Source organism: Methanoregula sp. PtaB.Bin085 (assembly GCF_002067035.1).
In the GTDB taxonomy this organism is placed as follows: domain Archaea; phylum Halobacteriota; class Methanomicrobia; order Methanomicrobiales; family Methanospirillaceae; genus Methanoregula.
In genome coordinates this window covers 1-25538 of the sequence record NZ_MVQB01000030.1, presented here as the reverse complement: position 1 = coordinate 25538, position 25538 = coordinate 1, and the positions used below count along the sequence as shown (strand labels likewise).

Here is a 25538-nt window from a genome sequence, read left to right as displayed (position 1 = left end):
GATGTCAGAAAACAAATATACTTCTGATCTGAGAAGAAGTAGTGCTCCTTGTTTTGGTTTCCCATACCTTATACAAGGAGCACCTTGTTCTTAGCTTTTCCGGTTACTTAACAGGGTTTCAACAGAGCCGATCGATGTAAAAAGTTTTTACTATTTGCGGGGGATCATCAATAACAAGGCAACCATGTATCCCAGCTATTTTCCTTATGCGCACTTGGGTATAACATGTTCTGCCCCCGGCCGGAATCTGTCCATTTGGCATACCCGGAAAACCGATTCCTTTTGTAATATTCGATTCTCCATAATTAAAAAATCTCCAACTGGAATAATCATTCCCATCTTTTCCGGCAGGTAGTTCTGCTGCAACCTCATGATAATGACCAATATCTTCAGCGGTTACTCCGGCCATATTTACATCTTTTCCCATGGGATTCTCAAAAACATATGAGTGGCCCATATTGGGACAATCTGTGGTTCTTCTCCATCTCGCAATTGATAAAACATCTTTAAACTGATCAGTATCCCCTTCCAAAGCCCAATTAAGTAAAGCGTTTTGGCCACAGCTCGCAGGAAGCCAATTTCCATAAGAGCAGGTATAATTATTGATAATAAATGTGACGTTATCTCCCGTTAAATCACAGCTAGAATTTGCGCAAAGTCCTTCACAGTATGTCTGATTGTTGCAGGTGACGCATTCCTCGTAATCGGTTTGATTATTGATATCATCACACGAATCATAACCGCAGTGCACCGGCGCTGTCACCACCACATACCCCGCCTTCACCGTTGTATTGCTCCCCCCCGCATTCGCCGCAGTCAGGCTCACGTTGTACGACCCCGCCGCCACGTAGATGTGCGACGGGTTCCGTTCGACAGAGCTGTTGCCATCGCCAAATAACCAGTTCCACGATGTTGGATTGCCGGTTGAAGTATCCGTGAATTGTACTCCCAATGGGGAGTCGCCGGATGTCGTGTTTGCGCTGAAATTCGCCACAGGTGGCGGCACCTTCACGTACCCCATCTTGACCTTCCGGTTGCTCCCTGCGGTATTCGTCGCTTTCATCGACACGGTATAAATCCCCGGCTTCGTGTAGGTGTGCAACGGATTCTGATCCGGGGAATTATCCGGCCCTCGGCCCACGAACGTCCAGGAAGTACCGTTGTCATTCGACCGCCAGACATCATTCTTGTACCCGCCAGCGGTATCATAACCTCCCATGAGGACGATGCTGCCGTCCGGCATGACCGTGCTTGTGTGGGCATTGCGTTTTTCCCAGGGGGCGTTCGCGGTTACCCGGAACCATGTCGCGCCGTTATCGATCGATTTCCATGTATCGTTATAATAGACTCCCCACGAAATCCCGCCAAGCAGGATAACACTGCCGTCCGGCAGTGCCGCGCTGCTCTGGAGGATTCTCCCGTCAAAACCGTTATCCAGGGAAACCCTCACCCAGGTCGTGCCTTGATCGGTCGAACGCCACGTGTCCCGCGGATAAAGAGGAGAACCCCCGAACGTGTATCCCCCGACAAGGATGATGCTGTCATCGCCTAGTACGGTCATTGTGTGGCCATACCTTTTCTGCCACGGGGCATTTGCAGTCGCCTGCACCCACGTCAAACCCTTATCCGTGGATCGCCAGACATCATTGAACTGAGTATACCCTCCTGACAATGTGCCCCCGGAAAGTATGATGGTATCATTGGACAAGACTGCAATGGCCATGGATTCCCGTGGTGTCCATCCACCGTTTGCATTTATCATGGTCCATGTAACGCCCTGGTCGGATGACCTCCATACTTCGTTCCTGTATTTGGCGTAGTCCCCTCCGCCAATCAGAAGTATAGTGCCATCGGGCAATACTGCGGTGTTGTGAACCCTGCGAGCCGACCACGCGCTGCTCCCGTTTACCAGCGTCCAGGTCGCACCAGAGTCGGTTGACTTCCAGACATCGTTGTATAAACGCCAGTTACCCAGACTGAATATTTTATCATTAGCGTAATCCTTGTCGCCGGCACCGCCGATCACGAGGATGGTGCCATTTGCGGTGACCACTGTGCAATGGAAACTTCTCGCTATCCACCATTCGTCACCAAAATTCCACGACCAGTTTGTGGGAGAATTCGTGGAAATATCCGTGAACTGCACGGAAAGCGGGGCAGGACCTGAGCGCGGGGTTGCATTGAAGTCAGCGACAGGGGCTAGTGCGCTGACTGCATATGCAACACTCTGGAATTCTGATTCCCTCTTCGTAGTATTTACCCGGGAGAGATCGGACGTACTGAATGTCAGGTTCTCCGATCCCGTCTGTCCGATTTCATCTGAACCCGCTGAATATGTATCTTGTTCCGGGAGCACATTCTGTGTAAGATTATCCACTCCTGAATTCTCATCAGCAGCCACTATCGTAGTAATAATTCCTGATGCAAGTATAAGCACCATCAATAAAACAATTCTTTTGTCCGGTGTCAAATGTTTCACTCCACGTTTTTTCCCACAAAAACCCGAGATCATGTCGTTCACATCGCGATCCGGTCTATCCTTAATGTATAAAAATACTTTGATCTTAATTTAAGTTGTTAATTATTTCAATGAAAAATCTTCAATGCACTATCATATTGCGATACCTTGATTTTTCTCGTGATTTATGATGAGACGATTCAATGCCTCTCCTTTACCTGAACGGGAAGATGCGATGAAATTCCCTTACCGGTAATGCTGAACTATCACAACAGGGGGGTGCCATGAGGAGGGGCTTGAGCCGCCCGGCGAAACACCGAGAGCGTCCGAAGCTTATCGCTGAAAAAGATAAATTCAACGCCCGGCAGAATAAAAAGAGGAAAAAAATCTCTTCCTACCCCGTTTCCGATCCGCTCCCCCCCCTTTGGTGATCGCCTTCACGAGCGACCCGGCAGCGGTAAGGTTGACGTCCTCTGGGCCGCCGACAAGGCCCCGCCAAAGTGGCGGCTGCCAAGGGAAGAGGTATTTTTCTGAATGATGAGGGTTGCAAAACCCGAATCAGGAGAAGAACCGGAGGTTCTTCGACTTTTTTTATTTCTGTTCTCCCCGAGATATCTTCCTGAACAAATGAAGGAGAGCCGGTTTTCGGTATTTCAGGCAACCGATCTGCTTACCCCGGCGTAATACATCCTCGTCAAATCAACGTTTGACCGGTTGAACTCGAAATACGATCGGTTTTCAATCGTCTCAACGGGCTTCTCGTTCTCGTCCTCAACATTATAAATCAAAGTCGTATCCGATGTATCGATCCCGGCATCCTGCATCATTGCGATGATCGACCAGCTGTGAAGACCACGGGCATTCAGGTAATTCCCTTTGACCACCCCGAGATCGGTAATGTTTACATACACGAACTCATACTGGCTGATCTTTTCAGAATTTTTTTGTACGGCCTCATGAAAACTCTGCTGGATATTGCCGGAAACCACCCAGTTGAAGTACAATCCCTGGTTTATCAGCAGGCAGAAAACAATGATGAAAAAAAGGCCATACGCAATACTTCGTTTTCCTGCACATTTTATCAGAATCAATACACCCAGGAGACACACAAAGAAATCAATGAAAACCAGGTATCTGCCGGCGATAAATCCATTCAGGCTGATGAGGAGGAATGAGAGAATAATCCCTGCCAGTCCGACCAGGATCAACGGGGTACCATCGAACTCCGGCGTTTCCGGATCTTCACGTGAATATCTGGTCAGGATCCACACGATGAGTGCTGCAACAACAATGTCGATAATGAGCAATGCTGTTACGGGAAGTGAAGGTAACCTTTCCAATCCCGTGATGCTATCCATGAAATATTCGGGAAAGGTATTCATGAAAATTGCCAGGTTAAACTTCAGATAGACGATATTTGCTGTAACCGAGGGGATGAAATTGACCAGAGTTATATCGTTACCGGGATTCACGACAATTCCATAACCGCCCCAGTTTGTCAGGCGAACAACACAATACACAACGAGCGGGATAAAAAAAGCAAGTGGTTTCCGGATTGTTTTCTCTGTACAGAGGGAGTAAATGCAATAAAAAAATGGCAGGATGATTCCCACTTCGTACGTGAATAATGCGACAGTAAAACTGAAAAGGGACAGGAAAATAAAAAAGGGCTTTTTATCGGACTGTATGTAGAAATACAAGGAGACAAGATACAAGGCAAAAGCAATATTGTCTGGAATTACAGAGCCGAACGCGTATAATTCACCTTTGTTGAAAAGGATGCAGAACAGTACTGCAACCAGAAAAGCATAGGATTCAGAAAAAAGATGGATTTTTGCCAGCAGTAATCGTGCTGTGATGAAAACCATGAGAAGCAGGATCGAAGAGACAATGAAATTGAACAGGAAAAACCAGATCGGCTCGGTTCCGAAAATCATTGACAATCCCTTTAAAATGATATAAAATCCCGGCCTGTGGGATTCAAAAATCAGTTCTGGCAGGGAAATCCCCCTGAACGCGTGAAAACACTGCGACCAGTCATCGCTGACAAATCCGTACGACGGCAAAAAGATAAAATTGGTCACCAGATTCAGGAAAACCAGCGGGAAATAATATTCCGGTCTGATCCCCGCGCTTCCGGGCGGCTCTGGTGCAACTGGTGCACCTTCTGCCGGAATACTGCCGGTCGGGGGATTTTCGGATTCAGTCTCCGTTTTTTTGCCCGTACTGATATCAGGACTGTCTGGCGTATGCCAGTACATCAGACTCCCGATAACCAGGATGAACGGCATGCCCACGGGAATCGAAGTTCCCCCTGAACCTAAGAACATGATGTAGGCAGACGTGGTGAGGATTGCACCGGCGATCGTAAACAGTCCTGCTTTTTTCACTGGTTCAGACGTTCTGTAGAACAACAGGATCCAGGAGATAACAAAACAGAGACAACCGAGAAAAATCAGGGATTCAAAGATGGCAGCTTCGTGTGATACGTACAGAAAACCCCTTGACAGCGATGTTGTTATCGGGATGACCGATTCACTAGTGGCTGTCAGCTGGTAACGGAAAAAAACCCACTGGATTATTATGCCGGAATGGCCGCTGATAATAAAATAGTTGACAGGAATTGCAAAAACGACAAGGTAGAGATAACGAAAAGTAGTGATATTCAGTTTTTTTATGATGGCACTCAAAATATTTATCAAAAATATCCCTATCAGGATTTGATGAAAACTGTTATTAAATTTCTTATTTGATGTAAGGGAGGGAAGCCGTCATTCCCTGCCCGGCGTTGATTGCGGCATCCGGGAGGATAATAACACGATCCCCTGCACGCATCATCTGTTTTACCGGCAGGTCATGTCCGATGGATTATTTCTTCCCGTTGTCCCCGTTCGCGATCCGCTCCCCCCGCGTGATCGCCCGGACAAGCGCCTCCGCCGCCTCCAGGTCGCCCTCCTCTGCCGACGCCCGGACCGCGAACGTTGCCTCGGTCAGGATCTTCCGCGAGAGTACCCGTGTCAGGTCGTCCACGACCTCCGCGACCTTCGGGTCCGCTGCGCCGAGGCGTGTCATGGCCCGGTCGCGCTCCCGGACGCGGATGGTCTCGGCCCACGTGTGCAGGGCGCCGAGCACCCCGTCCGCGTTCCGCCGCCGGAGGTGGCGCAGGAAGATCTCCAGTTCCGCTTCCACGAAATCATGGGCCCGCCCGGCTTCGGCCTTCCGCGTGCTCATGGTCTGCTCGTTGATTGTCCGCAGACTGTCGATGGTGAAGAGCCGGACGCCGTCGATCTCGCCGGCGCCCTCCTCTACGTCCCGGGGCTGGGCGATATCCACGATGACAAGCGGCCGGGGGTGGCCTTCCACAGGCCAGCACCGGTCCTTCATCGCCTTTTTGAGATCCGCGGTGTGGATGATCGCGTGCGGGGCAGAGGTGCACGAGATCACCACGTCCGAGAGCGTGATGTAGTGGTAGAGCTCGTTGAGGTGCACGGCCTTGCCGCCGATCTTCCTGGCGAGAATGACTGCCCGGCCATACGTCCGGTTCGCGACGTACATCGCGGTCAGGTGCTTCTCCGCGAGCGCCTGGGCAACGAGCAGGCCCATCTCACCGCTGCCGACAACGAGGATGTGCTTCCCCGCAAGGCTGCCGATCTCCGCCTCGGCCAGCTGGACGGCCGCCGAACCGATGGAAACCGCCCCGCGGTTGATGAGCGTCCGCTTCCGGACCTCGACGCCCACATGGACGGCCTTGTTCACGCAGTGCTCCAGGAAACTGCTCGCGGTCCCGGCCTCCTGCCCGTCCGCAAGGGCTTTTTTGAGCTGGCCGATGATCTGGTCCTCGCCCACGATCATCGAGTCGATGCCCGACGCGAGTGCGAAGAGGTGCCGGAGCGCCCCTCTGCCTTCGTGCACGAAGAAGTCTTTCCGGCCCTGCTCCGCAAGGAACTGCCTGAGATCGGCAACGTCCCCTTCCACGATCACTTCCACGCGGTTGCAGGTCTGGAGCAGGAGTGCGCCATCGAACCGCTGCTTTGCGGCGGCAAGGAACTCCGGTTCGTCCGCAAACCGGAATGCCTCGATCGCGGCAACGTCTGCCGTGTGATGGCTGACGCCCGCAACCGCGAGCGGGATAGTATCCTCATCCATCGAGGTACCTCGCCGCAACCCGGTTCCACGCTTTTGCCGGGTCGCTCCGCAGAAGTTTCCAGAGCGGCTGGTCGGCCAGCACTTTTTTCAGGATCTCGTTCCGCCGCTCCTGCTCGGGGACCTTCTTCTTCAGCTGGTCCCGCAGTTTCTGCTGGAGCGCGACCATGGCATCCAGCTCCGGCAGTTCCTGTTCGAGATACTCGCGGATGAAGCGGGAGACCGCCGGGCTGCTCCCGCCCGTGCTGATGGCGATGGCATAGTTCTCCCCGCTGCTCACCGCGGGCAGGATCACGCTGCCCTTGTCGCCGTCCGCGTTGTTGAAGAGGATGCCGGCCTTTCTGCAGATGCGGCCGATCCGGTTGTTCTGCACCGGGTCGGAGAGTGCCGCGATGACGAGGAACGCCTTCCCGATCGCTGCCGCGATCTTCTCGTCAGACGCGGTTTCGATGTCCATGGCCCGGGTTTTTACCGGCATGGTCTCGATCTTATGCACGAACGACCGGCTCACCACGGTCACGCGTGCCTCGTCCGCGAAGTACGCCGCCTTCCGTGCAGCCACCGCCCCGCCGCCGAAGATGACGACACGCCGGCCGGAGCAGTCCACAAAGAGGGGGATCATCATTACCAGATAGTCCGGTCTTTTACAAATAACCTGCTTTTTCAATCCGGGCACTGCCCCCCGTGCGGCCTGCTGCGGACTGGTACGGCCGGAATTTTCATATCGTCCGGCTGCTCATCCGGCATCATGGCAAACATCGGGTTCTTCGATATCCCGGCCGACGATGTTGCCCGGGCCGGGACATTCTACCGTTCGCTCCTCGGCTGGAAGGTCGAGCCCATGAAGGATTTCCCCTTCCCGGAGCACCAGCGGCACACGATCGTGACCGGCACGCCGGAGGAAGGGGCCATCAGTACCGGCGGGCTTTACAAACGGCACGGCCCCGGCCCGATCCTTCTCTTTGCGGAGGTGACGGACATTGACGCGGTCCTCGCGAAGGTGGAGAAACTGGGCGGGAAGATCCAGCTGCCCAAAGGGGGCGTTGAGGGCATCGGGTTCTTCGCGGTCATCACGGACACGGAAGGCAATGCCATCGGCCTGCACCAGCGGCCGGGGTGAGATGGCGGGGGGGTGTTCCCGGTTTTATTCTGACCGGCCTGCCGGGTTTTTTATGCATGCGTTGACGGCACCGGCAGTTTTTTCCCCAAGAAATGTTCACGTGTGTTCACGCGCGAACGATGAAAAAATATTAAACTCATGATATTTGCGAGGGCTCCCCGCCTCAGGGCCCCTCTCGGGGCACGGCGGGGCCAGAGCAGGTCCGGGAAAACCGATATTGAAAGCCGCCGCGGGGCGCCTTTCGGGGCGGCGGCCGTTCATCCCAACAGGGGGTATGGGGGCATCAGCCCCCATCGTTGTTCTTTTGGTGTATCCTCTGGCGCTCCAACCGGTCCCGGCCCGGTATTGCCCCCTTTTATCGTGAAGTTTTAATAGATCCTGTTGCCATGGGTAAGTACGGCACTCACGGACGACCAGAAAACTGCAATACAGAAGGTCCTCGACGGATCCCTGAAGACCGAAGGGGCTACGATCAAGATCATCCAGTTCCTTGTCATGAGCGGCCTTGATGAGACCCATGGCAGCATGGGCTGGAAGATCATCACGAAACTTGCCGAATCGAACCCGGACGGCAAAACATTTCTCGCCTCGCTGCCCGACCAGGGACCGGCCACGCAGAACGAAGTCGGGGAGTGCGTGTACGATATCCTGAACAAGCGGCTGTTCTGAAGCCGGCGGTTTTTTTCTTTTGCGCTGCCCGGGGCCGGATTTTTCCGAGAATTGTGCGGGCCGGAAAATTTTCCAGGACGGATTTTCTCTGAATTTTCTCCGGATTTTCTTTGGATTTTTTTCTGAAAATTTTCCGGAATGTTTCCTGATTTTTCCCAGATTTTTTCGGCCACGCATTTCTCCAGAGATTCCGGGCCGGCAATCTGTCGCCCGACCGGATGTGGATATGGATATTTTCCGGATTCCCCAACGTAAAAATGGGAAGGATCTTATCGAAGAACATGTTGCGTTCTCCTTATCATCCGAATCTGATGACCTGTAGGACCTCATGGGTCTGATACCTGTGACAGGTCAGATACCTGTCACGGGTCACATACCCGTCACAGGTCTGATCAGAGTTCGGAAATGCACTATCTTAGTGGAGCCCCGGGAAGGGATTTCCGTCGGTGCACGACGGTGGAGGCCCCTGGCGGAAGCGGTGGCATACCCAAAAAAGGGTTGATCGCATCCGGGCCCGTATCGTGCCCGGTTACCCCTCTTTTTCCGAGGAAATGACAGTGTTCTGGAGAAAAACAGCAGTGTTTCCGCGAATAACATCCATTTTCACGCCGGAGAAGGATGACAGGATATGGCAGGATTGGGGCGGGCGAAAAGGAGGCCGGACGTGCTTCGGGACAGGGACCCGTCCGGGAGGGGGTTTTCCGGGCAGGGTCCGGATACCAGTCCCCGACCGAAAAATTCCAGGCCCGTATCGTGCTCTGGTGTACGTCTTTTGCTTCTGTTCCATAGGAGGAGAGGCAATGTTTCCGGAAAACACGGTAATTCTCCCGGAAGAATTCGCGATTCTCCGGCGGGAATTGGTGAGGCATGGTAGAGCAATGTTACAACGGCCCCGGGATCGAGGGCCTGTGGTTTTGGACGTTGGGATCTGGAAAGAGAGATTAGATTATCATTGAAAAAAAGTTGGTCAAAGATGGGGGCTGATGCCCCCATACCCCCGAGTGCGATGCCTGCCGCCGCCCCCGCGGGGGCGCTCCCGCGGCGGCTTTCAATGAGCGTTTTTCTGGACCTGCTCTTGCCCCGCCGTGCCCCGCGAGGGGCCCTGAGGCGGGGAGGACTCGTAATGTCCATCAGTTTATTCTTTTTATCCCAATCCGTTCTCCGGAAATTTTTTTTCAATCGCACAGATTTTTCCGCCCGCAAATTTTCAATCGCGATCCGATTGATCGGCCGGACCGCTCACGCCGGAAACCTGGGAAAATTGCCGGTTACGCAATAGTTTTGTCGGATAATTATCCTACAATCGGCAGCCTTACTGACAACAAATTTTCCCGGAAAATTTTCCGCATTTGTTTTATCCGGCATTTCCTGCCGGAAAAATTTCCCGGTCCTCTAACACCGCCCCGGCCTTAAAACCGCCCCGTCGTCCCCGTCTTCGATATACTTAAATCGTTTGAGTTCCCACATTGTAGAGCACACTGCGCCGATAGTGTAGTGGTTATCACTAGGCGTTGCCAACGCCTAAACCCGGGTTCGAGTCCCGGTCGGCGCATACGCGTTTTTTTAATTTTTTTATGATAGTTCTTTCACTCGGTTTTTTGTTACCTTCGAAAGCCCCCCTCACACATACTCCTCCCTCCGCGGCGCAAACACCTCCACCGCAACGGAATCCTCCAGGATCTCCGCGTGGTGCTCCACACCGCCCGGGATCATCCAGCTGTCCCCGGGCCGGATCTCCTGCGCCTCGTTCCCGACCGTCAGGATCATGTGGCCGGACACGAGATAGCCCGTCTGCTCGTGCGGGTGGCTGTGGCTGGCGAGCAGCGTCCCCTTCTCCAGCAGGAACTCGGTCATCAGGGTCTTGTCGCCATACACGAGGGTCTTCCTCTTTATGCCCGGGGCTGCGGTGATGTACCCGGATTTGCTGGTTTTTGCAAACATGGTTGTCTCCGGTTATTGTAGTTCACATGTGCTGACCGGGTACTGGCTGCTGATGACTCTTGTATCTTGTGAAAAATCGCGTTTCGTGAAAAAACCTGCGGGGCTGCCTCCCGCGGATATCCGTTCACCAAAGACCAGCCGTTACGCGGGTGTGTATCATACAGGAGTGTGGCAGGCAATGGGCGGAACACCGGCCGGGCGCATCACGCGGGAAAGGAAACGAAAAGGATCCCGGGGGAAAAGGAGGCGAAGCCCGGGATCCCGGAACGTGCATTGTCCTGGAATTGAATGATTGATTTCCCCAGTATCTGTCATGTGCACTGCGGACCCGGAGGGTCCCGCAGGAGTGCCCGACCCTGCCCCGCTGCCGGCTTGCCTGCATCGGAGAACACGGACATCCGATCCGGCTGCTCCCCGGATGGAACACCACGTCCGGTACCGTTACAGGACCCGGCAAAGAGGTACGGTTTCTGGCACATACGTAATAATTGCCAGTTCAGATATTAAATTTTTCTATATGAAATTCCAGTTCTATTCACACAATTAAAGGAAACCATTTGGAAATATTCCACTTTTTCACAAAAATGGAGGGGATCGCAGAACATGGTCGGCCACTCGTTCAGCACCGGCATTCCTGCCGGGTCCCGGGGTATCCGGCCGGCGCCCGGCTGGACGCGGTGGTCCTGTTGTGGACGATCTCGTACCGGGAATAATTGTCGAACACATCAGTGTCCGCGTCAAAAGAGAAGAGGCACCGCGAGGTCTTCCCGCAGGACTGCCGGAAGGCGTACGACATGGGCGTGCGGCTCGCGTCAGCTCCGGAGGAAACATAATCCCGGTTCAGTCGAACACCTCGTACCCCTTCTCGTCCCGCCTCTCCATGTGGATGCAGTACGGGTACGAATCGCGGAACCACTCGCATGCCTCTTTCCGGCACGGCACCGGGGCCAGGCTCACCGTGTTGTCGTACGGGTCTTTCTTGAAACACCAGTACGTCAGTTTCCTCTCAGGGTACCGTCCCATGCACAACCATTGCGGGACCGGGATTTGAATGGCAGGATGGCGGCGGGTGAAAGTGAATGGAGACGAGGGTGCCGGGGCACCTGCGGAGACCTTGGCGGGGCACGCAGGCCCGGCCGGATAACATCAATCCGTTTTAATGCAATCAGGATGAAATAATGGACCAGTATTTTTCAGATACGGTGAAACCATGGATTTAGGAGATATTCCCGGGAACGCGTTCCAGTATACGTACAGCGGGCTGACCGGCAAACCTGCCACGTGGCTCATCCTGATCATCCTGTCGCAGCTCTGCTACATCCCGCTGATCGGGTTCGTGATTGTCATGATCCTCGCGGGGGTCCGGGGCGATACCCTGATGGCGCAGCTGCCGCTCATTGCTGCGGGTCTTGCGGTAATGTTCCTGCTGATCCTTCTCCTCAGTTCGTTCTACGAGGGATTCATGGTCCACGTAATGAACAAAGATCCGGAACTGCCGGCGTTTCCCGATCCCTGGCTCCTGTTCGGCAGCGGGATCCGGTACACGGTCATTTACTTCCTCTACTTCCTCATACCGATGCTGCTTGTGCTCGCGACCATTGCGGCCGCCGTCTTGCCGCTCGTCAACGGCCCCTCGACAAACACGACAGCAACTCAGATGGAGATGATGCTGACCATGCTCGGAGGTTTCGCGCTCGCGTTCCTTTCGGCGGTTATCCTTTCCCTCTTCTGGATCATCGGCATTGTCAGGTTCGCCCGGACAGGATCGGTTTCAGAAGCATTCAATTTCTCCGGGATCCTGTCAACCATCGGAAGGATCGGCTGGGGATTCTACATCATGGCGCTCCTTATCCTTGCAATCCTCCTCATCGTTTTCAATGTCGTTGTGTTCGTCATCCAGACCATCCTGGGAATCATCCCGCTGATCGGCGTTGTCTTCACCCTGATCATGCTGCTCATTCAGGTCATCCTCGGTCCGTTCATCGCGATCTTCATCCACCGGTACTTCAGCATCCTCTACGACTGCGCGGAACCGGCCTGAATCTTTTTTCCGGACTGTGAAAAAATCCGGTCCCCCTCCCCTCGTGGAACGGGTTTTGATCTGCTTATTTAATACGAAAAACCGTACAGTCCGGTATCATGCCCCTCAGCGCCATCATCAATGGCGAAACGATCATCGGCCCGGACCTTTCCGAAAAGGAATGGGCGGACCTTGCAGCGCAGCACAAAAAGGGGCTCGCGATCACGATGGCCTGCTGCGGGGCGCCGGGGCACCTGCGGCGATCGAAACGGGGCACGCAGCATTTCTACCACGCGGTGGACACCGGCTGCGGGTACGCGGAGGAGTCGCTGGAGCACCTCGAGCTCAAGTATCTCATCTACCGGACCTGCAAAGATGCCGGCTGGGAAACACACGTGGAATTTCCGGCGCCGGACCGGTCGTGGGTCGCGGACGTGCTTGCGGAGAAGGACGGCCGGAAGGTTGCGTTCGAGATCCAGATCAGCGCACTATCCCCGGACCAGCTCGCGGAGCGGGACCGGAACTACCGGGACGCGGGGATCGAGTCGTACTGGCTGCTGGACGAGTATCTCGGCCGGGCGCACGATTTTGCATCATCGTACGAATCATGGCTCCGCGAAGGCGATCCGCGGCCGGGCGAACGCGTCCCGTATCTTGACGAATCCGTTTTTGAAACAGGTACGGAGAACCATGTTTTCATCACGCGGAGGATCCGGACCGCGGGGCTGCACGCGAAGAAGCAGGAAGTTTTCACGACGAACAACCCGGCAATTCCCGCCGAGGTCTTTGCACGCGAGGTACTGGCCGGGAATTACCGGAAGTACCTTGAGGAGACTGCCGCCGCGTTTGAACATACACGAAAACTGCGGGCCCGTGCAGCGCCGGCACTCTTCCGGTTCCGGGAATTTTATCACGCGATCGTCCGCGACAGGACGTACCGGAAACGGGCAGACCGTGCATTACGGATCCTTAAAAACGGAAAACTCCCGGCAAATGATCTCCGGAAAAAATCCGGTGAGATCTGCTCCGAGCTGGAATGGCTGGAGACCGAGTACCGGTTGTACATATCGGATCCGTACGGCCTGTTTGCATGGAAAAGGATCCCGGGAAAAGAGAGACCGGTGCTGGTCTTCCGGCCGGGTCCGGCATCACAGGTAAAGAAACTGGACGAATGCGTAAAGCGATTCGATCGCTGGGAATCATCATTCAGTCATGCGATGGATGTGCTGGAGCGCCGGATCGCTGATGGAAAATCACGGTGATAATTTCCCGTCGGGGTTCTTCTGAGTCCTTCCAACCGCCCGGGCAATCCCTCTCATCCCCGATCTATATCCTTAATACACTACAGGAAAAAGAGCCGGCATGGAATCACCGGAAGGAAAAACGATCCAGTCGTATCCTCACCTGATCGCTGCAGTACTCTTCTGCATCATTGCCGGGAGCGTCGGGTCGCTCGTGACAATTACAGGACCCGGCTCGTGGTATGCGGATCTCGCAAAACCGTTCTTCACTCCTCCCGGCTGGGTTTTCGGGCCCGTGTGGATCACGCTCTTCACGCTGATGGGCATTGCGCTGTACCTTGTCTGGCAGAGCGGCACGGAAAAGCCGGAGGTGAAAAAAGCGATTGCACTGTTCTGCGTGCAGTTCGTTTTCAACATAGCCTGGTCGTTCCTTTTCTTCGGCCTCCGGTCGCCCCTGCTCGGGCTCATCGATATCCTCATTCTCTGGTTCTTGATCGCTGCAACGATCGCGGCGTTTTACCGCGTGAACAGGACCGCCGCGTACCTGCTCGTGCCGTACATCGCGTGGGTAACGCTCGCCACCGCACTGAACGGCGCAATATATCTCATGAACCCGTGACGGCAGAGGGCACGGCGGAGTATCATGCGCATCGGGTATCCCTGTATCAACCGGAGCATCGGCTGCACCGCGAACCGGACCTTCCGGCTCGCAGCGTATTCGGACAAGCACCTGCTCGAAACCGTGAAGGAGAACATTGCGTGCCTGCAGAAGATCCTTGCATGGAACCGCAACCGCGATATCCTCTTCTTCCGGATCACGTCCGTTCTCGTACCGTTTGCATCGCACCGGGTCTGCACGGCCCCGTGGCAGGTGACGTTCGCGGACGATCTCGCAGCGGCCGGGGAGTTGATCCGGAACTCCGGCATGCGGATCTCCATGCACCCGGACCAGTTCATCATTCTCAATGCACCGGACCCGGGTGTTGTGGAACGGAGCATCGCGGAGCTCATGTACCACGCGGAGGTGCTGGACCTGATGGAGCTTCCCCCGTCCGCGAAGATCCAGCTGCACGCGGGGGGCGTGTACGGCGATGCAGCGAAAAGCATTGATCGGTTTGTGCGGACGTATGAGACGCTTGATCCGGTCATCCGCAGGCGCCTTGTTGTAGAGAACGATGACCAGCGGTTCACCGCATCAGACTGCCTCGCGATTCATGAACGCACCGGAATCCCCGTGCTCTTCGATGTCTTCCACCATGCATGCGCAAACCGCGGTGAGGATACAAAGACCATGATCGACAGGGTCCGGAAGACCTGGAAGGGAGCGGACGGGATCATGATGGCGGACTACAGCTCGCAGCACCCGGATAAGCGCCCGGGCGGTCACGCGGACCATATCGATCTTCAGGATTTCGCGAGGTTCCTTGCAATCTCGCAGCCATGGGATATGGACATCATGCTTGAGATCAAGGACAAGGAGGCAAGTGCGCTTGCTGCGGTGGAGGCGGCACGGGCGGATCCGCGGTTTGCCGGGAAATCTTCCGATGCATTGGGATGATGTGTTATCCTGCATGGAAGATGATCAGAAATTTTCTGATGCAGTGATGCAGAGCGATTGCGATCGATCTGTGATTGATCGTGGGTACGGTAACTGATCATTTTTTGTAATGATGCCGTGACGAGTGCGATTGATGGATACCTGATGATCTGAAAAATAAATGTAAAGGAAACGGATCACCCCCCTTGCGCAAGCCCTGCCCCCGCTGGGGCGGGGGCGCATTGCGATAGTGCATGATTCCGTTTTCTCCCGGACTCCCTGTGTATGAGGGGATATCGCACTGCGGGGGATGCCCACGCGGCGGGGGCGGGTTGAAACGGATCCCCCAAGAGCGTCAATAAAAAAATTTCTGATACAATTCATGAAAAAAACTCAGGAAAAAATCACGATCAATCATCTATCAATGATCCCTTTTCACGTTCGGAAATAGTGTTCAGTAAATTTCTGCAATCATCCTGTGATTATGATCGTTATCGTGATAGATCATTGATCTAAGGTACATAAAACGAACAGAAAAATTCTCAGACAAATCTGCTCGTGATCACGCACAGATAATTACGATTTACCGGTGATAAAATCGCGAAGATCAATGCACAAAACCACTCAGAAAATTCCGCTCGTGATCGTGCAGCACTGATCGCGATAATGATCGTGATCGTGATCGATAACGCATCAGAAAAACAGATCGCCGGCACAAAAAATTCTCAGATAATTCCGGATCTGATCATGCAAAAACAATCACAAAACACGATCGATCAGCGAACCGTGCAGGAAAAATTTTCTGGAAAACACCGGCGAGAAAAAGTGTAAAATTGGTCCCTTAAGAAGAAGATTATTTCTTCTTCTTCGCTGCGGCCTTCTTCTTAGGTGCCGCTGCCTTCTTTGCCGGCTTCTTAGCTGCCGCCTTCTTTGCTGCTGCCATTCGGAAATCCACCTCCTACCGGAAAGGGTTATATTTTCTCTCATTCTGTCAATTAATAAATATTTTGGTCACAACGCGATTTTCGCGCCCAGAAACCCCCATCATCAGCATTTTTTTGGCAGGAAAATTGTCGCTTTTTCCCGGGAATTGATTAACAAAGCGTTCCATCAGAAATTGCGCAATTGTCTGTAAAATCCCCGGAATGGTTCATAACGCAATATTTGATTCATTTATATTTCGCAAAATTCCGGATTTTGCGCAGGATCAGAGCGCATGCACAGGGCGAAAAAAGACAGAATTTTTGCGGGGGTGCCCGCACAAAAAAAATTCGCTGCGGGAAGGGCAACCTTTATACATCCGCAGATCATCCCTACCTGTATGAAGAAGCCGTTCATTCTCGGGATCATCGGGGGATTCCTGGGACTGGCGACAGCCCTGTTTGTGATCCTGTCAGCCTCATCCAACGAGATGATCCTGTCCGGCGTGCAGGCCGCCCTGTTCTCCAGCCTCGGCCTGATGGGCGCAGCGATCGCAAAGAAAGAAACGAAGTTTGCCGGGTACATGCTCATCACCTCCGCGGTCTTCATCACGCTTACGGTTCCGATCGCAAACACGCTCAACTTCCTCTATCTCTACCTCCCCACGGTCGCATGCCTCGGCGTTGCCGGGACCCTCTGCTTCATGGAGCCGTCAGGGGCAGAGGAAATGGAAGACCTGTAAAAAAAAGAAAAAAATTATTCCCCGTCTTTTTTACCGGTTTCTGGACAAGCGTCCGCCTGCCCGTTTCCTGCCGGCACCACGGCCTTTGTCTTCTCCCGGATGATCCCGTAGATCATCCACGAACCGATGCCAAGCACAACAGCAAGGGAGACGGTCCGGAGGACCAGGGAAGTGTACACATCACTCCCGGTTTCAGAGAAGAGCGTGACGGCGTAGACTATCGCGGAGAGCGACACCGCCCCGCAGCTGATGGCAGATGCACGGAACGCGGTGAACATCCGGCTCTTCGTGTCCGGGAAGAGCATGAGCCCCATGATCGCGATGCCGCCGAAGAGTACGCCGGCAAAGAGGAGCACCCAGATCAGGATGTCGGCTGCAAGGGAGCTCATGAGCTGCCGGCCTCCGGCTGTTTTGCATACCAGATCATTGCACCGAACGCGAGCAGGGCAACGAGGATCATACCGTCAAGGATGACGAACATGCTCCACGCAATGGCCAGCGTGAGTGCACAGAGGGATACAAGGATGACTGCCACCGTGCCGGTAACGAGACGGTCGTCCGGTAATACAGCCCGCACGCCACGGACCATGGCGAGGAGGGCAAGGATTCCGGTTACCAGGGCGGATAAAAGCCAGGTATCGATCATGTCTGCCTGTACCATGGGAAAGAATGGTATTTATCCATGCCCCCGCGGATCCGGGAGCGGGCAGAGGACCGATCCGAACGTTCCGGCTGGTACGAGAACCGGTCGGGTCCGGCCGCTTGTTTTTATTCTCCCGGTGCGAATACTACGAGGAATGCGCCCGTCTTATCTGGGAAAGATCCTTCTCCGCTGGTGCGACTCGTGCCACGTACCGGTGCTTGCAGAGCAGTGCGCCTGCGGGGCAAAGACCCGGCCGGTTCCGGTCACGCCTCCGGGCGATGCCCGGCCGGCGTTTCCGGCCGATATCGCGCTCATCAACCGGATCTACGCGGAACACTTCGGCGCCCCGCTCATCCCGGACGGTCACCTTGCGCTCCTCAACAAGGTTCCCGATAAGGATCGGATGGAAGAGATTGTTGCCGGGGGCGGTATCGCGGGGATCATCCGGTACTTCCCGGACAAGCGCCGGTGGGAGCCGGTGCCCCGGCCGGAGGCCTGCAGCCTGTTCTTCCCGAAAAAACGGTTCGTTGTGATCAGCGACGATGCCGTTCCGTTCATCCGCGACAAGGGCATGAGCGTGCTCCGGCCCGGTATGATCGCGATCGATGACAGCGTGCGGGCCGGCGACGAGGTCTTCATCCTCACGAAGGACGGCACCTGCATCGGGGTTGGCCGGGCGAAGGTTGATGCAGCGGCAGCCCGGGCCATGGAGAAGGGACAGGTTGTCAGGACCCGGCGCAACACCCCGTCGCAGGTGGTCCCCGGCAGGGCCTCATGGGAAGATGCCGTGCGGGCGAACGCGGACGTGCTCGACCGTGCGGAAGCGGAATCGGTCTGGTTTGTGCAGTCGGTTGCGGAGCGCAACCCGGATCTTGTCAAGAACGTCTCCTACTCCGGCGGCAAGGACAGCCTTGCCACCCTGCTCGTGGTGACAAAGGCGATCGGGAAGATCCCGATGCTCTTTGCCGACACCGGCCTTGAGTTCCCCGAGACCTATGCGAATGTGAACGAGGCAGCGGAACGGTACGGCCTCGAAGTGATCCGGACGGACGGGAACACGAGCTTCTGGAAGACGTTTGCGGCGCAGGGCCCGCCCGCGGTCAATGCCCGGTGGTGCTGCAAAGTCTGCAAGCTGACCCCGGTCGGCGACCTGATCCGGGAGCGGTGGGGCGAGTGCCTCTCGTTCATCGGCCAGCGGCGCTACGAGTCGGCGAAACGTGCCGACAGCGACCGGGTCTGGCGGAACAGGAACGTGAGAAACCAGCTCTCGGCAGCCCCGATCCACAACTGGACCGCTCTGCACGTCTGGCTCTATCTCATACGGGAGAAGGCGCCGTACAATGTCCTCTATGAGCGGCACCTGGACCGGATCGGTTGCTTCATGTGCCCGTCCAGCGATATGGCATTGATACATGGGATCGAGGCCGGCTACCCGGATCTCTGGCAGGGATGGATTGCCCGGCTGGAGGAATACCGGCAGGCGCACGGGCTTCCCCCGGACTGGGTGACGGACGGGAAATGGCGGCTTGTGGAAGGAGGCAGCGATGAAGAAGACAGCCATTATTGATTACGGGCTCGGGAACCTCCGGAGCGTGATCCGGGGGCTCGAGAAGGCGGGAGCGAACGCGGTCATCACGGCGGATGCAGCCGAGATCGCGGCAGCGGACGCTCTCGTGCTTCCGGGCGTCGGGGCGTTCCGTGAGGGCATGGACCAGCTCGGCCCGCTCAAGGAGACCGTGATCGCCGCCTCCCGCAACGTCCCGCTCCTCGGGATCTGCCTTGGCATGCAGATGCTGATGGAGACGAGCGAGGAGCACGGCATCCACCGGGGGCTTGGCCTCGTCCCCGGCTGCGTGAAGCGGTTCCCCCACGGCTCCGGCATGAAGGTCCCGCACATGGGCTGGAACTCGCTGGAGATCCGGAACGCAGACCACCCGCTCTTTGCCGGCCTCCGGCAGAACGAATACGTGTACTTCGTCCACTCGTTCTATGCTGATACAACGCCGGAATTCACGCTGACAACCACGCAGTATATCTGCCCGTTCGCGTCAACGGTCGCAAACAGGAATGTCTTCGGCGTCCAGTTCCACCCGGAGAAGAGCGGGGCCGCGGGGCTGCGGCTGCTGCGGAACTTTGTCGGAATGGTTTGACCTCTCCTCGTTTTTCTAAGAAACGCAGCCCCCCTCTTGCGCCACCAGTCCCCCAAGGGGGGACGGGGCGCATTGCGATAGGACGGAGTAAGTTTTTCCGGACATTTCTCGTTTTTCCCGTACAGGTAATTCGGAGGAATCCTAAGCGCCCCCGCCCCCAACGGGGGCAGGGCTGGCGCAAGGGGGGCGATCATTTTGATTTCACGCTTTCATCATCTTGTAATTGATAATCCCTCGCAAGTCGAAGAATTGCTCCGCAATTCTTCTCCTGTCTCACCCTGCGTTACAGGATTCGACAAATCGTAGAAAGTCTGATGACTTTCTTCTCCTCCTCGGGGTTTGAGAACCCCGCGGAAACACAAACCTATTATCCTGACGCATTCGATGCTGTTGTCATGAAATGGATCCTGCTGTTTGCGCTTGGTCTCGCGTGCATCGCGGGACCGGTATCCGCATATGGGCTCTATATCGACTGCCCCGCGACCGTGCAGGTCGGCCTGCCGCTGAAATGCTCCATCGACAGTAACCTGCCCGCCGGTAACACGTTCGACCTCGTGCTCTACCGTTCGCAGTACACGGCAACCGAGCTGAGCCGGCAGTCAGTGACGATCCAGGAGGACCACGTTACCCAGTACCGGTTGTTCGAGACCCGGGGGCTGCCGGGAGGGACCTACAAGATCGAGGTCCAGGACCTGAAACGAGGTGAGGAGGGCCTCAGCTCGGATTCGGTGACATTCAAGCTTGTCACGGTCCTCGACCGGTCGGACGACATCACCATCACCTCCCCGGTCACCCAGGATCTTGAGGACGCGCTCAGGATCGAGGGATCCATCACAAAGCTCGGTGGTGAGGGCGTCGAGATCGAGGTCCGCGGCCCCGAAGGAAAGATCTTCGGGCCGCAGTTCATCGGGACGAAGGAACAGATCAAGGACGGCTCCGGTGAATTCACGTACCGGGTTGCGGTGACGAACCCCGGCACCTACGAGGTTTCATTTAAGGATACCAAGGGATTCATCGGCATCAAGAAGTTTACCGTGAAAGCCCCGCCAACGCCCGAACCGACCACGGTTCCGACAACAATCCCGACCACCACGGTCCCGCCAACAACGCTGCCGACCCCGCTCCCCACGACCCAGTCCCCGCTCTCGCCTCTTGCGGTCATTGGGGCGATTGGGATTGCGGGACTTGTGGTGGCGGAGGGAATGAAGAGACGATAACTTTTTCAGCTCTTTAGAAATCTCTCTCAAAACGCGCTCAGAGGGATTGTGAGGGTGACCCCTTTTCTCCCCCAGAGGGGGAGGCAGTCCAAGGGGGGCAAGCTCCCTTGACCCCCGTTTTCGACCTTTTTCAGGATACTCGAATACAGCCGTGCTCTACAGGGCGAGGGTTGACAGACCCCGAGCGACCGTGGCTCCATCGTTACGCGATACTTCTCCTTACAGGTTTTTAACAGAATCCTTTTTCCAACACGCCTGCCCTGCAGGTTTTCTTTTATAAATCCCGGAACGGAACCGGTGAAAAAACAGGGTTATTTCCGGCTCTTCTTCCAGAGCCATGCCTCGTAGCAGAGCAGGATAAAGATGACGAGCACGCCGCCAAGGAAGAACGCGAGCGCCGGGTCAGGGACCGGGAACACGGTGCCTGCACCGGTGCCAAGCCCCCCGTCAAAAGCGGCCTGCGTCACCGGCTGCGGGGGCATCATGGTCGGCGTAAAAGTCGGCAACGCAGTCGGTGCCGGGGTCGGTGGCACCGTGGCAGCGGCAGTGTGGAGTATGGACGGCGAGATGTTCCCGGCCGCCCACGTGTCTGCCGCTCCTTTGGTTCCGGCGGACAGCACCTCCGGTGCCCGGGTCACGTTCTGGGCTACAGCCTCGCTGATGGCTTTTGCGGCGCCCACGCCCGTATCGGTCTCCCGCACCATCGTGTACTCCGGCGCCATGTTGAGCGTGTTGGCGCTTCCCCGGATCATGCTCCCCGCGCCGAACAGCGTGGGCAGGACCGAGATGATCACCGTGGCAAGCGCAACGATCCCGAACAGGGACGCGTATTTCAGCAGGAGCGAACGGACATTGGTCTGCCGGGGCGCGACCACCAGCAGCTGGTTGGTCAGCGTGTAGATCTTGACCTCGCGGCCCTTGATACTGTACTTTGTCTGCTCCACGGCGATGAGCCCCGCGTCGAGAAGGTTCTCGACATGGTACTTCGCGGTGTTCATCGGTATGTTCAGCCGCTCGGTGATGTCGGTCAGGCTCTTTGGCCCTTCGCCAAGGATTTGCAGGATGTCGCTTGCAGTCTGGCTCCCCATTGCCTTTGCGATCTTCTGCGCCCGTTCGTCGCCCGGTTCCAGGAACACGACATTCTCGGTCATGTGTTATCCCTTCAGTGCCGCAATGATCCGCTCGCGCCCGACCTTCAGGGCAAGGTCGAGCTGCGCCGCATCCGGCCCGCCGCCCTGCGCCATCGAGGGCTTGCCGCCGCCCTTGCCGCCCAGCATGCCGCAGACCTGCCCGATGATGTCGCCGGCATTCACCCGCTGGTCGCCCGATGCGAGCACGACCCGGACCGATTCGCCGGACCCGGCAAGCAGGGCAACGCCGCCCTTCTCCGAGACTGATGCGGCCAGCAGCGAGAGTTCCTTCTGCGGGAGATCGATCCGTTTCACGACAACGGAAACGTCGCCAATCTTCTCGGCAACCAGTGATCTCATCTCGAGCTCGACGAGCTTCTGGGTCATCTTCTCGATCTCCTTGCGCTGGTCCTTCCATTCATTGAAGAAACGGGTCACGGTTGCCGGCAGGTTCTCGTCCTGCACCGAAAGGACAGCGGAAGACGACGAGACGATCCCCTCGAGGTGCTGCATGTAGTAGATCGCGGCGATGCCGGCCGCGAACTCGATCCGCTCGATGCCGTCCTGGATGTGCTCGACGCGGATGATCTTGACCATGCCGACCTCGCCGGTGCTGCGGCAGTGGGTGCCGGCGCAGGCCTCGATGTCCCCCGCGACCTTGACGATACGGATCTCCCGGCCCGGCGGCACGCCGCCCTGGTAGAGCGAAAAGCCGTACTTCTGCTCGGCCTTCGTGCGATCCTCGATCTCGACCTCTACCGGCACGCTCTGCATGATCATCCGGTTTGCCGCGATCTCGATCTTCCGGAGTTCGTCAGGGGTGATGTGCTTGAAGTGCCGGATGTCGATGCGCGAACTCTCGCTGCCCTTCTGGGCACCGGCCTGGTGGATGTGGGCCCCGAGGACTTCCTTGCAGGCATGGAGGAGGACATGGGTTGCGGTGTGGTGGCGCATCAGCGACCAGCGCCGCTCCTCGTCCACCATGCCCTTGATCCGCTCGCCGCGCCGGAGGACACCGCCCGCGATGTGGTGGAGGATAACCTCACCGACCTTGACGACGCTGTCCACCTGCGCCATGCTGTCGGCGCCGATCAGCGTGCCGGTATCGGCCGGCTGCCCGCCGCCCTCCGGGTAGAAGAGCGTCTGGTCGAGGACCGCGTAGCCGTCAAAGAAGTCCAGCACAACAGCCTCGAACTCCACTGCCGAGGGCTGGTCGTAGTAGATCCGCCTGGTCGGCGGGAGGGTTTTGAGCCGTTCCGCATATTTTGCCGTAGCGTCCTCCCCGTCCTCCTTCTTTGACTCGGAGTGCATGTCGGCGACCATGGAGTAGAAGTTGTCTGGCAGGTCGACGACCGCACCTTCCTTTGCCGCGATCTCTTTTATCATCTCCGGCTGGATGCCGTGAGAGTCGTAGAGGACCATGACCTCCGAAAGGGGGACCCGCTGGCTCCTGGCCTTGTAGGTCTTTGCGATCTTCTGGACGATCCGGGTGCCGCGTTCGAGGGTGGACGCATACTTCTCGGTCTCGCGGTCCACGATCTCCCGCACGACTGAAAGGTCCTGCTCGAACGTGTCGGTGCCGATGATGGTTGTCTGCTGCTCGATTAAGTCAGCCAGCGGCTCTTTGATCTTCAGCTCGTTCATCATCCGCAGGGTGCGGCGGATGACGAGCCGGGCCAGGTAGCCTTCGCGGACATTGGACGGGACGATGCAGTCGCCCAGCATGTAGGCAAGGCACCGGGTGTGATCCACGATCGCGTACACCTTCTCGACGGGGGCAATCATCTTGTCGAGTTTCTCGGTCGGGACGTCGATCGCTGCTGCCACCTTCTTTCTCAGGGCAAAGAGGTTAGAGCCGGAGATGTCCATAAGGCCGGCGAACTTCGCGTTGAGCGCAAGCATCCGGGCAAAGTCCTTGTTGTCGAGCATGTGAGAGATGCCGGCAGCTCCCATGACCTTACTCACCATCTCCGGGAAGACCGCGTCGTAAATGGTGGGCGAACCCTTGGATGCCCAGACAAGCCGCTCGAGCCCGTAGCCGGTGTCAACGATCCGGAGCTTCATCGGGTAGTACATCTCGCCCTTCAGCTCATAGCCCGGCCCGTCGCCCTTCTGCCGCCCGAGGCTCATGAAGACGAGCGTCGCGACTTCGAGGCCGCCGATCAGGACTTCGACACTCGGCCCGGCATTACCGCCGCCGATCCACGGGTTCTCCTTGTAGGTGACCCTGGTGATGTCGCCGCCGATGGACTTGAGGAACTGGTCGCACAGTTCCACGGTCCGGTCCTTCCAGTAGATCTCCTCGGTGGGGGTGTTGAAGGCGTGGTGGGCCATCATCTCGAAGGTGGTGAGGTGCCGCCCGGACCTGCCGACCGAATCGAGATCGTTGAGCCGGATGCAGGGCTGCGAGATGGTCAGCGGGTTTGCCGGCGGGGGGACCACGCCGCTGGTCACGAACGGCTGGAAGTCGGCGATGGAGGCGATGGTTAAGTAGATGTCGTCCCGCCAGCGTGCAGCAACCGGGTACCGGTTCACCCGCGTGTGACCGTTCTGCTCGAAGAAGGAGAGGTACGCCTCGCGCATGGTATCGAGCGTATGCGGCTTAAAGACCGGGCTGCCGATGAAATTATAGGGCTCGCACGGTGCATCCCCGCAGGTTTCCCGCGAAGGGTCGCGGGTCCAGTACGCCGACCCGCAGCTTTTACAGATCTTCCGTACAAATCCCTGGGTTTTAAAGTAATCGAGCTGGTATTCGTCCTCTAACATGAACAATCACACAATCGTCAGTACAGTTGGTGACAGAATGTAATAGGTTTTTGTTATCTTGAGGCTCATCAGAGCCGAGAGAGGAGAAGAACGCATCAGCGTTCTTCGACATCGTTAGAAGAAACGCATACGAACGGGATTTCACGGCCGAATGATGAGGTTTTATGAGTGCTCCCCGCATCAGGACCGCTCCGCGGCACGGCGGGGCCAGAGCAGGGCCGGGAAAACCGGGAATCGAAGGCTGCCGCAGAGCGCCCCGCCAGAGTCAGCGATGCTGTCCTGTTCTGAACAATTTCACAACACTATTATAATAAAAAAAATACTTCTTTATTGTGATGAAATCTGAACTCTCGATATACCATATTGTAGGTTTTTTTGCTGTCTTTATTCTTCTTGTATTTATTTTTCTAGTCCCGAGTTCCGAGATCTTCAATCCACCTCATCCGGGAATGACGGTAACAAAAATGAATGTGAGTGGAATACCCGATGGACCGGTTGTGCAGGCGGTTGATGAAGATTTTGATGAATACCCTTCTCTGGCACGTGTGATGCGTGATAAATCCAAACAAGGAGATCCCAATGAAGATGGGACAAGGATCGGTTATTCTGTGGGGCTTTCCTGGGAGGAATACAACAAAATAATAGGAAGCAAATTTTTCAAAAATCCAGAAACATATTTCTTTGAATACCGGGGCAATTATTTCAAATTTGGGCTCTGTTGAAACCCTGTTAAGTAACCGGAAAAGCTAAGAACAAGGTGCTCCTTGTATAAGGTATGGGAAACCAAAACAAGGAGCACTACTTCTTCTCAGATCAGAAGTATATTTGTTTTCTGACATC

The 25538-nt window shown here is 56.0% G+C and carries 22 protein-coding genes and 1 tRNA gene; 12 read left to right on the top strand and 11 right to left on the bottom strand.

Annotated elements, in window-relative coordinates:
* Positions 1 to 118: 118 nt before the first annotated feature.
* The 4 genes from A4E33_RS07570 to A4E33_RS07555 form a co-directional block, all read right to left on the bottom strand.
* Positions 119 to 2512, bottom strand: a complete 2394-nt coding sequence (locus A4E33_RS07570) for a PKD domain-containing protein (protein ID WP_292347091.1) — start codon at positions 2510 to 2512, stop codon at positions 119 to 121.
* Between the two features lie 599 nt (positions 2513 to 3111).
* On the bottom strand, positions 3112 to 5148 hold the full coding sequence (locus A4E33_RS07565) for a hypothetical protein (RefSeq protein ID WP_292347090.1): 2037 nt from the start codon (positions 5146 to 5148) through the stop codon (positions 3112 to 3114).
* 178 nt (positions 5149 to 5326) lie between these two features.
* Entirely contained in the window at positions 5327 to 6604 is a 1278-nt protein-coding gene (gene hemA / locus A4E33_RS07560) for a glutamyl-tRNA reductase (protein WP_292347089.1), read from the bottom strand.
* Positions 6597 to 7226 (bottom strand): bifunctional precorrin-2 dehydrogenase/sirohydrochlorin ferrochelatase, encoded by a 630-nt coding sequence (locus A4E33_RS07555; protein WP_292347088.1) that lies wholly within the window; start codon positions 7224 to 7226, stop codon positions 6597 to 6599. Before A4E33_RS07555 ends, hemA begins: the two co-directional genes overlap by 8 nt.
* 123 nt (positions 7227 to 7349) lie before the next feature.
* On the opposite strand from A4E33_RS07555, the gene A4E33_RS07550 reads away from it, so the two are divergent.
* From A4E33_RS07550 to A4E33_RS07540, 3 genes are all read left to right on the top strand, one after another.
* Positions 7350 to 7721: a VOC family protein gene (locus tag A4E33_RS07550; protein WP_292347087.1), complete on the top strand. Its 372-nt coding sequence runs from the start codon at positions 7350 to 7352 to the stop codon at positions 7719 to 7721.
* Positions 7722 to 8102: 381 nt separating this feature from the next.
* A complete protein-coding gene (locus A4E33_RS07545) occupies positions 8103 to 8390 on the top strand; it encodes a hypothetical protein (RefSeq protein WP_292347086.1) in 288 nt (95 codons plus the stop codon).
* Between the two features lie 1480 nt (positions 8391 to 9870).
* Positions 9871 to 9942, top strand: a tRNA-Gly gene (locus A4E33_RS07540).
* A gap of 68 nt (positions 9943 to 10010) precedes the next feature.
* Here A4E33_RS07540 and A4E33_RS07535 read toward each other — a convergent pair.
* The 3 genes from A4E33_RS07535 to A4E33_RS07525 all read right to left on the bottom strand — a co-directional run bounded on the left by A4E33_RS07535 (position 10011) and on the right by A4E33_RS07525 (position 11354).
* Positions 10011 to 10331, bottom strand: coding sequence for a cupin domain-containing protein (locus A4E33_RS07535; RefSeq protein WP_292347085.1), 321 nt, complete (start codon positions 10329 to 10331; stop codon positions 10011 to 10013).
* 619 nt (positions 10332 to 10950) lie between these two features.
* Complete coding sequence (locus A4E33_RS07530; protein ID WP_292347084.1) at positions 10951 to 11127, bottom strand: hypothetical protein; 177 nt, start codon at positions 11125 to 11127, stop codon at positions 10951 to 10953.
* A gap of 44 nt (positions 11128 to 11171) precedes the next feature.
* Entirely contained in the window at positions 11172 to 11354 is a 183-nt protein-coding gene (locus A4E33_RS07525; protein ID WP_292347083.1) for a hypothetical protein, read from the bottom strand.
* A gap of 187 nt (positions 11355 to 11541) precedes the next feature.
* Between A4E33_RS07525 and A4E33_RS07520 the strand changes: the two genes are divergently transcribed.
* The 5 genes from A4E33_RS07520 to A4E33_RS07500 all read left to right on the top strand — a co-directional run bounded on the left by A4E33_RS07520 (position 11542) and on the right by A4E33_RS07500 (position 16792).
* Entirely contained in the window at positions 11542 to 12372 is an 831-nt protein-coding gene (locus A4E33_RS07520) for a DUF4013 domain-containing protein (protein WP_292347082.1), read from the top strand.
* 98 nt (positions 12373 to 12470) lie between these two features.
* Positions 12471 to 13613 (top strand): competence protein CoiA, encoded by a 1143-nt coding sequence (locus A4E33_RS07515; protein ID WP_292347081.1) that lies wholly within the window; start codon positions 12471 to 12473, stop codon positions 13611 to 13613.
* Positions 13614 to 13713: 100 nt separating this feature from the next.
* Complete coding sequence (locus A4E33_RS07510; protein ID WP_292347080.1) at positions 13714 to 14211, top strand: TspO/MBR family protein; 498 nt, start codon at positions 13714 to 13716, stop codon at positions 14209 to 14211.
* A 24-nt stretch (positions 14212 to 14235) separates the two neighbouring features.
* Positions 14236 to 15150, top strand: a complete 915-nt coding sequence (uvsE, locus tag A4E33_RS07505; protein ID WP_292347079.1) for a UV DNA damage repair endonuclease UvsE — start codon at positions 14236 to 14238, stop codon at positions 15148 to 15150.
* A 1300-nt stretch (positions 15151 to 16450) separates the two neighbouring features.
* A complete protein-coding gene (locus A4E33_RS07500) occupies positions 16451 to 16792 on the top strand; it encodes a hypothetical protein (protein ID WP_292347078.1) in 342 nt (113 codons plus the stop codon).
* Positions 16793 to 16806: 14 nt separating this feature from the next.
* Here the strand turns inward: A4E33_RS07500 and A4E33_RS07495 are convergent, their stop codons facing one another.
* Together A4E33_RS07495 and A4E33_RS07490 are read right to left on the bottom strand one after the other, a co-directional pair.
* A complete protein-coding gene (locus A4E33_RS07495) occupies positions 16807 to 17181 on the bottom strand; it encodes a hypothetical protein (RefSeq protein ID WP_292347077.1) in 375 nt (124 codons plus the stop codon).
* Positions 17178 to 17453, bottom strand: a complete 276-nt coding sequence (locus A4E33_RS07490; protein ID WP_292347076.1) for a hypothetical protein — start codon at positions 17451 to 17453, stop codon at positions 17178 to 17180. The genes A4E33_RS07495 and A4E33_RS07490 overlap by 4 nt, the downstream gene beginning before the upstream one ends.
* Positions 17454 to 17589: 136 nt before the next feature.
* Between A4E33_RS07490 and A4E33_RS07485 the strand changes: the two genes are divergently transcribed.
* The 3 genes from A4E33_RS07485 (at position 17590) to A4E33_RS07475 (ending at position 20802) form a co-directional block, all read left to right on the top strand.
* A complete protein-coding gene (locus tag A4E33_RS07485; protein WP_292347075.1) occupies positions 17590 to 19002 on the top strand; it encodes a phosphoadenosine phosphosulfate reductase family protein in 1413 nt (470 codons plus the stop codon).
* Positions 18980 to 19585, top strand: coding sequence for an imidazole glycerol phosphate synthase subunit HisH (gene hisH, locus A4E33_RS07480; protein WP_292347074.1), 606 nt, complete (start codon positions 18980 to 18982; stop codon positions 19583 to 19585). Before A4E33_RS07485 ends, hisH begins: the two co-directional genes overlap by 23 nt.
* A gap of 395 nt (positions 19586 to 19980) precedes the next feature.
* Positions 19981 to 20802: a hypothetical protein gene (locus tag A4E33_RS07475; protein WP_292347073.1), complete on the top strand. Its 822-nt coding sequence runs from the start codon at positions 19981 to 19983 to the stop codon at positions 20800 to 20802.
* A gap of 311 nt (positions 20803 to 21113) precedes the next feature.
* On the opposite strand, the gene A4E33_RS07470 is transcribed toward A4E33_RS07475, so the two are convergent.
* Positions 21114 to 21953, bottom strand: a complete 840-nt coding sequence (locus A4E33_RS07470) for a transcriptional regulator (RefSeq protein WP_292347072.1) — start codon at positions 21951 to 21953, stop codon at positions 21114 to 21116.
* Positions 21954 to 21956: 3 nt separating this feature from the next.
* On the bottom strand, positions 21957 to 24698 hold the full coding sequence (gene alaS / locus A4E33_RS07465; protein WP_292347071.1) for an alanine--tRNA ligase: 2742 nt from the start codon (positions 24696 to 24698) through the stop codon (positions 21957 to 21959).
* A 335-nt stretch (positions 24699 to 25033) separates the two neighbouring features.
* Here alaS and A4E33_RS07460 point away from each other — a divergent pair, with 335 nt between their 5' ends.
* Positions 25034 to 25420 (top strand): hypothetical protein, encoded by a 387-nt coding sequence (locus A4E33_RS07460; protein ID WP_292347070.1) that lies wholly within the window; start codon positions 25034 to 25036, stop codon positions 25418 to 25420.
* The last annotated feature ends 118 nt before the right edge of the window (positions 25421 to 25538 follow it).

Excerpts from the sequence above, each read along its gene's own strand:
- A4E33_RS07535 (WP_292347085.1), bottom strand. The coding sequence starts at position 10,331 with ATGTTTGCAAAAACCAGCAAATCCGGGTACATCACCGCAGCCCCGGGC.
- uvsE (WP_292347079.1), top strand. The coding sequence starts at position 14,236 with ATGCGCATCGGGTATCCCTGTATCAACCGGAGCATCGGCTGCACCGCG.
- hisH (WP_292347074.1), top strand. The coding sequence starts at position 18,980 with ATGAAGAAGACAGCCATTATTGATTACGGGCTCGGGAACCTCCGGAGC.
- hemA (WP_292347089.1), bottom strand. The coding sequence starts at position 6,604 with ATGGATGAGGATACTATCCCGCTCGCGGTTGCGGGCGTCAGCCATCAC.
- A4E33_RS07490 (WP_292347076.1), bottom strand. The coding sequence starts at position 17,453 with ATGGTACAGGCAGACATGATCGATACCTGGCTTTTATCCGCCCTGGTA.
- A4E33_RS07550 (WP_292347087.1), top strand. The coding sequence starts at position 7,350 with ATGGCAAACATCGGGTTCTTCGATATCCCGGCCGACGATGTTGCCCGG.
- A4E33_RS07555 (WP_292347088.1), bottom strand. The coding sequence starts at position 7,226 with ATGATGATCCCCCTCTTTGTGGACTGCTCCGGCCGGCGTGTCGTCATC.
- A4E33_RS07525 (WP_292347083.1), bottom strand. The coding sequence starts at position 11,354 with ATGGGACGGTACCCTGAGAGGAAACTGACGTACTGGTGTTTCAAGAAA.
- A4E33_RS07530 (WP_292347084.1), bottom strand. The coding sequence starts at position 11,127 with ATGTCGTACGCCTTCCGGCAGTCCTGCGGGAAGACCTCGCGGTGCCTC.
- A4E33_RS07515 (WP_292347081.1), top strand. The coding sequence starts at position 12,471 with ATGCCCCTCAGCGCCATCATCAATGGCGAAACGATCATCGGCCCGGAC.
- A4E33_RS07520 (WP_292347082.1), top strand. The coding sequence starts at position 11,542 with ATGGATTTAGGAGATATTCCCGGGAACGCGTTCCAGTATACGTACAGC.
- A4E33_RS07460 (WP_292347070.1), top strand. The coding sequence starts at position 25,034 with ATGAAATCTGAACTCTCGATATACCATATTGTAGGTTTTTTTGCTGTC.
- A4E33_RS07485 (WP_292347075.1), top strand. The coding sequence starts at position 17,590 with ATGCGCCCGTCTTATCTGGGAAAGATCCTTCTCCGCTGGTGCGACTCG.
- A4E33_RS07495 (WP_292347077.1), bottom strand. The coding sequence starts at position 17,181 with ATGAGCTCCCTTGCAGCCGACATCCTGATCTGGGTGCTCCTCTTTGCC.
- A4E33_RS07475 (WP_292347073.1), top strand. The coding sequence starts at position 19,981 with ATGAAATGGATCCTGCTGTTTGCGCTTGGTCTCGCGTGCATCGCGGGA.
- A4E33_RS07510 (WP_292347080.1), top strand. The coding sequence starts at position 13,714 with ATGGAATCACCGGAAGGAAAAACGATCCAGTCGTATCCTCACCTGATC.
- A4E33_RS07570 (WP_292347091.1), bottom strand. The coding sequence starts at position 2,512 with ATGATCTCGGGTTTTTGTGGGAAAAAACGTGGAGTGAAACATTTGACA.
- alaS (WP_292347071.1), bottom strand. The coding sequence starts at position 24,698 with ATGTTAGAGGACGAATACCAGCTCGATTACTTTAAAACCCAGGGATTT.
- A4E33_RS07500 (WP_292347078.1), top strand. The coding sequence starts at position 16,451 with ATGAAGAAGCCGTTCATTCTCGGGATCATCGGGGGATTCCTGGGACTG.
- A4E33_RS07470 (WP_292347072.1), bottom strand. The coding sequence starts at position 21,953 with ATGACCGAGAATGTCGTGTTCCTGGAACCGGGCGACGAACGGGCGCAG.